The organism is Protofrankia sp. CiP1_Cm_nod4 (assembly GCF_982290645.1).
Genome location: NZ_CEVIVC010000012.1, coordinates 58,056 through 62,686 on the forward strand (window position 1 = coordinate 58,056; position 4,631 = coordinate 62,686).

Below are 4,631 nucleotides of genomic sequence, written 5' to 3' on the forward strand. Positions count from 1 at the left end.
CGGGGCGGTGTGCCCAGGACTGCCGCGCCCAGGCGGGGCGGCGCGTTCAGCGGACCGGTACCGCGGCGGCGCGCAGCGCGTCCTTGACCGCGCCGATACGCAGGTCACCGAAGTGGAAAACGCTCGCGGCGAGCACCGCGTCGGCGCCGGCGGCAACCGCCGGGGCGAAGTCCGCCAGCCGTCCCGCCCCGCCGCTGGCGATGACGGGCACGTCCACGGCCGCGCGCACCGCGGCGATCATCTCCAGGTCGTAGCCGTCCCTGGTCCCGTCGGCGTCCATCGAGTTCAGCAGGATCTCCCCGGCGCCGAGCTCCACCGCCCGCGCCGCCCAGGCGACCGCGTCGATGCCCGTGCCGGTACGGCCGCCGTGGGTCGTCACCTCGAACCGGGGCGTGCCGGGCCCCGCGGGGCCCGCCGGGTCCGAGGAAGCAGCGGAGCCCGGGGAGCCCGGGTAGCCCGCGGCCCTGGTCCGGCGGGCGTCCACCGACAGCACGATGCACTGGCTGCCGAACCGCAGCGCGCACTCGCGGACCAGCTCCGGGCGGGCGACCGCGGCGGTGTTGATGCCGACCTTGTCCGCGCCGGCGCGCAGCAACCGGTCGACATCATCGACCGCGCGTACGCCGCCACCGACCGTCAGCGGGATGAAGACCTGCTCGGCGGTGCGCCGGACCACGTCATAGGTGGTCTCACGGTTCCCGCTGGACGCGGTGATGTCGAGGAAGGTCAGCTCGTCGGCGCCCTCGGCGTCGTAGAGCTTCGCCATCTCCACCGGGTCGCCGGCGTCCCGCAGGCCGGTGAAGTTCACGCCCTTGACCACCCGGCCGGCGTCGACGTCCAGACACGGGATCACCCGGACGGCGACGGTCACCGGACGCGCGCGGGCCCGCCGGCGGCGGCCGCCAGCGCCTCGGGCAGGGTGAACGCCCCCGCGTACAGGGCCTTGCCGACGATGGCGCCCTCGACGCCCGGCACACCCGCGATGGCCACCAGGTCGTCCAGCGCCGACACCCCGCCGCTGGCGACCACCGGCCGGGACGTGGCCGCGGTGACGGTACGCAGCAGGTCGAGGTTGGGCCCGGTGAGGGTGCCGTCCCGGTGGACGTCGGTGACCACGTAGCGGGCGCAGCCGTCGGCGTCCAGCCGGGCGAGGACGTCGAACAGCTCGCCGCCGTCGCGGGTCCAGCCGCGGGCGGACAGGGTGGTGCCGCGGACGTCGAGGCCGACGGCGATCCGGTCGCCGACCCGGTCGATCGCCGCGCGCACCCAGTCGGGGTTCTCCAGCGCGGCCGTGCCGATGTTCACCCGGGCCGCGCCGGTCGCCAGCGCCGCGTCCAGGGAGCCGTCGTCGCGGATCCCGCCGGAGAGCTCCACGGCCACGTCGACCGACCGCACCACCTCGGCGATCAGGTCACGGTTCGAGCCCCGGCCGAAGGCCGCGTCGAGGTCGACGAGATGGATCCACTCGGCGCCGTCGCGCTGCCAGGCCAGCGCGGCCTCGCGGGGGTCGCCGTAGGAGGTCTCGGAACCGGCCCTGCCCTGGACGAGCCGGACGGCACGGCCGTCGGCGACGTCCACGGCAGGCAGAAGGATCAGCGCCACACCGCAACACCCTACGGGTCCCGCGGCCGGCGGGTATCCGGCGGTCCCGCCGGCGCGGGCACCGCCGGCGTATCGGTGGCCGGGCCGCCTCTACCGCCGCATCTACCGCCGCCTCCACGGCCGCATCTACAGCAGGACAGCCACGAGGTCGATGTCGATCGCCTGGTAGCGGGCGGCCGCGCCCCTGCCCTTGCTGACGCCGAACGCGTGCCGGTCGGTCCGCGCGGTGGCCTGGAAGCGCACCTCGCCGTTGGCCGGCTCGGCCACCGTGATGGCCAGCTCCACCGGACGGGAGACCCGCTGCACCGTCAGGGTGCCGGCGAGGGCCCAGGCGCCCGCGGACGCCACGAACCGTTCGGAGACGAAGGTGATGTCCGGGTAGGTCCCGACGTCCAGGAAGCCCGCCTCCCGCAGGTGCTTGTCCCGGGTGCTGTTGGCGGTGTCCAGGCTGGTCGCGTCGATCACGGCACGCACGGTGGACGTCTCCAGCGGGTCGGCGACGACGATCGAGCCCTCCCGGACGGTCAGGGTGCCGACCACCTTGAGCAGGCCGAACAGCCCGCGCGTGGTGAAACGCACCGTGGAGCGGGCCGGATCGACACGGTACGCGCCCGCCCGGGGTGCGGTCACTCCCTGTGAGAACACTGTTCGTTCTGTCATGTTCTTCCTCCTTGACCGAGCTGGGCTCTGTGCCGGGCGGCGCCGGAGCGGCACGATCACCGGTGGCGTGGCAACACCGGCGATCGCCACGAACCGTTCCTGTCTGGTCCTACCTGTCTGGTCCTACCTGGGTCCGAAACGGCCTACTGGCACTCACCGAGAAATGACACCTGTCGAAAAATGCCAGAAACATGATGACAGCCCCAGCCCCAGCACTCGTCACTGGGAGTAGCGTTCTGCGAGCCGAACGGCACGCCTCCTCACCGGCACGATAAGCGACCGCCACCCCATCCGAAAGCTCCGGACACCCACCGTGCCCACAGCCCACCGCTGCCGCGGCCGCGCCCGCGACCGCCCCAGGGTCGGCGGCAACCACCGTTCGCGATCATCGCCTCTCCACGGCACGGACGGCTTGCGCGGTTGATCTGAGGACATGCATTATGCATGCATGACGACTGTCGTGGTTCGCGACCTTCCTGACGACATCCATCACAGGCTGCAGGAACGAGCCCGCGACGCGGGCCAGTCGCTGCAGCAGTATCTGACGATCCAGCTCACCCGGCTGGCAACGATCCCCAGCCTGGACGAGGTGATCAATCGGATCACGACCAGGGCAGGCGGCCGAGTCGGCTTCCAACAGGCGGTCGCCGATCTCGACGCGGAGCGCCACTAAATTGATCGTCCTGGACGCCTCAGTCCTCGCCAACGCCGTCGGCGACGACACCAAGGACGGCGATCATGCCCGCGACATCCTCCGCGGCGCCGGCGACATCGCCGTCCCAGACCTGGCCGACGTCGAGACGGCATCGGTGCTCCGACGCCGGTGGCAGGCAGGTGACATCGACGCAGCCCGTTTCTCCGCCGCTCTCGACGATCTGATGGCCCTGCCGCTGACTCGTTACCCGGCCCGTCCGCTACTCCGGCGGGTATTCGAGCTCCGAGGCAATGTCACGCCTTATGACGCCTGCTACGTGGCACTCGCCGAAAGCCTCGACTGCCCGCTCTACACGGCCGATACCCGCCTCGCGAAGGCACCCGGCCCGACGTGCCACATAGAGCTCGTCAACTGACTGTGGTCATCTGGACGCTGTGAACCCGCTCCGTTCCCTTTCCGTGCGCAACTTCCGGCTCTTCGCCGCCGGCCAGCTCCTGTCGGTCGCGGGGACCTGGATGATGGTCGTCGCCCAGGACTGGCTGGTACTCGGCCTGACCCACGACTCCGCGAGCGCGCTCGGTGTCGTGACCGCGCTGCAGTTCACCCCGTCGCTGCTGCTGACACTGATCGGCGGCCGGCTCGCCGACCGGTACGACAAGCGGCTGCTGCTCACCGTCGCCAACCTCGCCTCCGGGACGCTGGCGCTCGGGCTCGCGGCGCTGGTGCTCACCGACAGCGTCGCGCTGTGGCACATCCAGCTGTTCGCGCTGGCGCTGGGCGTGGTGAACGCCGTCGAGATGCCGGCCCGGCTGGCGTTCGTCAGCGAGATGGTCGGCCCCGAGCTGCTGCCGAACGCGTCGGCGCTGAGCGCCGCGTACTTCAACGTCGCCCGGGTGACCGGGCCGGCGCTCGCCGGCGTGCTGATCGCCGCGTTCGGCACCGGCCCGGTGATGGTGGTCAACGCGGTGAGCTACCTGGCCACCGTGGTGGGCCTGCGCATGATGCGCCCCGCGGAGCTGCACCGGGTCACCCGGCCGGCCACCGGCACGCGGATCGTGGACGGGCTGCGCTACCTCGCGTCCCGGCAGGATCTGACGCTGCCGCTCGCGCTGGCCGCCGCCGTCGGCCTGTGCGCGATGAACTTCCAGCTCACGCTGCCGCTGCTGGCCAGGACGGTGTTCCATGCCGACGCGGCGTCGTTCGGGCTGCTCACCACCGCGTTCGCCGCCGGTTCGCTGCTCTCGGCGCTGGCGACGACCGGACGGCGCGGCCGGCCGGCGGCCGGGCTGGTGACCGGCGGCGCGTTCGGCCTCGGCCTGGTGATGACGCTGACCGGCTGGGCCCCGACGTTCGCGACCGCCGCGGTGGGCCTGTTCGCCACCGGCTTCGGGGCGATCTTCTTCGCCCAGGCCGCGAACCACCGCATCCAGCTGGGCAGCGACCCGGCCTTCCGGGGGCGGGTGATGTCCGTCTACACGACCATCATGATCGGATCGACCCCGCTCGGCTCCCTGTGGGTCGGCTTCCTCTCGGAACGGCTCAACGCCCGCGCCGGGCTGTGGCTCGGCGGCATCACGACAATGATCGCCGCCGCCACCGTCCACACCATCACCCAGCGCGCCCAGGCCCGCCAGGCACCCGAAGCGCTCCAGACAGCCGAAACCCTCCAGAGCACCCAGCCTGCCCCCCGCTGACAGACCATTGCGTCCCACCC

The 4,631-nt window shown here is 72.2% G+C and carries 6 protein-coding genes; 3 read left to right on the forward strand and 3 right to left on the reverse strand.

Features of this window, described 5'->3' with window-relative positions:
* Positions 1-46: 46 nt before the first annotated feature.
* The 3 genes from hisF to AC5LSR_RS04635 form a co-directional block, all read right to left on the reverse strand.
* Complete coding sequence (gene hisF / locus AC5LSR_RS04625) at positions 47-871, reverse strand: imidazole glycerol phosphate synthase subunit HisF (RefSeq protein ID WP_250285873.1); 825 nt, start codon at positions 869-871, stop codon at positions 47-49.
* Positions 868-1,602, reverse strand: a complete 735-nt coding sequence (gene priA, locus AC5LSR_RS04630; RefSeq protein WP_250285874.1) for a bifunctional 1-(5-phosphoribosyl)-5-((5-phosphoribosylamino)methylideneamino)imidazole-4-carboxamide isomerase/phosphoribosylanthranilate isomerase PriA — start codon at positions 1,600-1,602, stop codon at positions 868-870. Before priA ends, hisF begins: the two co-directional genes overlap by 4 nt.
* Positions 1,603-1,728: 126 nt before the next feature.
* Complete coding sequence (locus tag AC5LSR_RS04635; RefSeq protein WP_250285875.1) at positions 1,729-2,262, reverse strand: YceI family protein; 534 nt, start codon at positions 2,260-2,262, stop codon at positions 1,729-1,731.
* A gap of 448 nt (positions 2,263-2,710) precedes the next feature.
* Between AC5LSR_RS04635 and AC5LSR_RS04640 the strand changes: the two genes are divergently transcribed.
* The 3 genes from AC5LSR_RS04640 to AC5LSR_RS04650 are packed head-to-tail and all read left to right on the forward strand — an operon-like array spanning position 2,711 to position 4,611.
* A complete protein-coding gene (locus AC5LSR_RS04640) occupies positions 2,711-2,935 on the forward strand; it encodes a FitA-like ribbon-helix-helix domain-containing protein (RefSeq protein ID WP_250285876.1) in 225 nt (74 codons plus the stop codon).
* A 1-nt stretch (position 2,936) separates the two neighbouring features.
* The gene (locus AC5LSR_RS04645; RefSeq protein ID WP_250285877.1) at positions 2,937-3,332 is read left to right on the forward strand and encodes a type II toxin-antitoxin system VapC family toxin; all 396 of its coding nucleotides are present in this window, start codon (positions 2,937-2,939) and stop codon (positions 3,330-3,332) included.
* Positions 3,333-3,351: 19 nt separating this feature from the next.
* Positions 3,352-4,611 (forward strand): MFS transporter, encoded by a 1,260-nt coding sequence (locus AC5LSR_RS04650; protein WP_250285878.1) that lies wholly within the window; start codon positions 3,352-3,354, stop codon positions 4,609-4,611.
* Positions 4,612-4,631: the final 20 nt, after the last annotated feature.

Bases quoted from the DNA above. Each gene is read 5' to 3' on its own strand.
- AC5LSR_RS04635 (WP_250285875.1), bottom strand. From the start codon at position 2,262: ATGACAGAACGAACAGTGTTCTCACAGGGAGTGACCGCACCCCGGGCG.
- AC5LSR_RS04640 (WP_250285876.1), top strand. From the start codon at position 2,711: ATGACGACTGTCGTGGTTCGCGACCTTCCTGACGACATCCATCACAGG.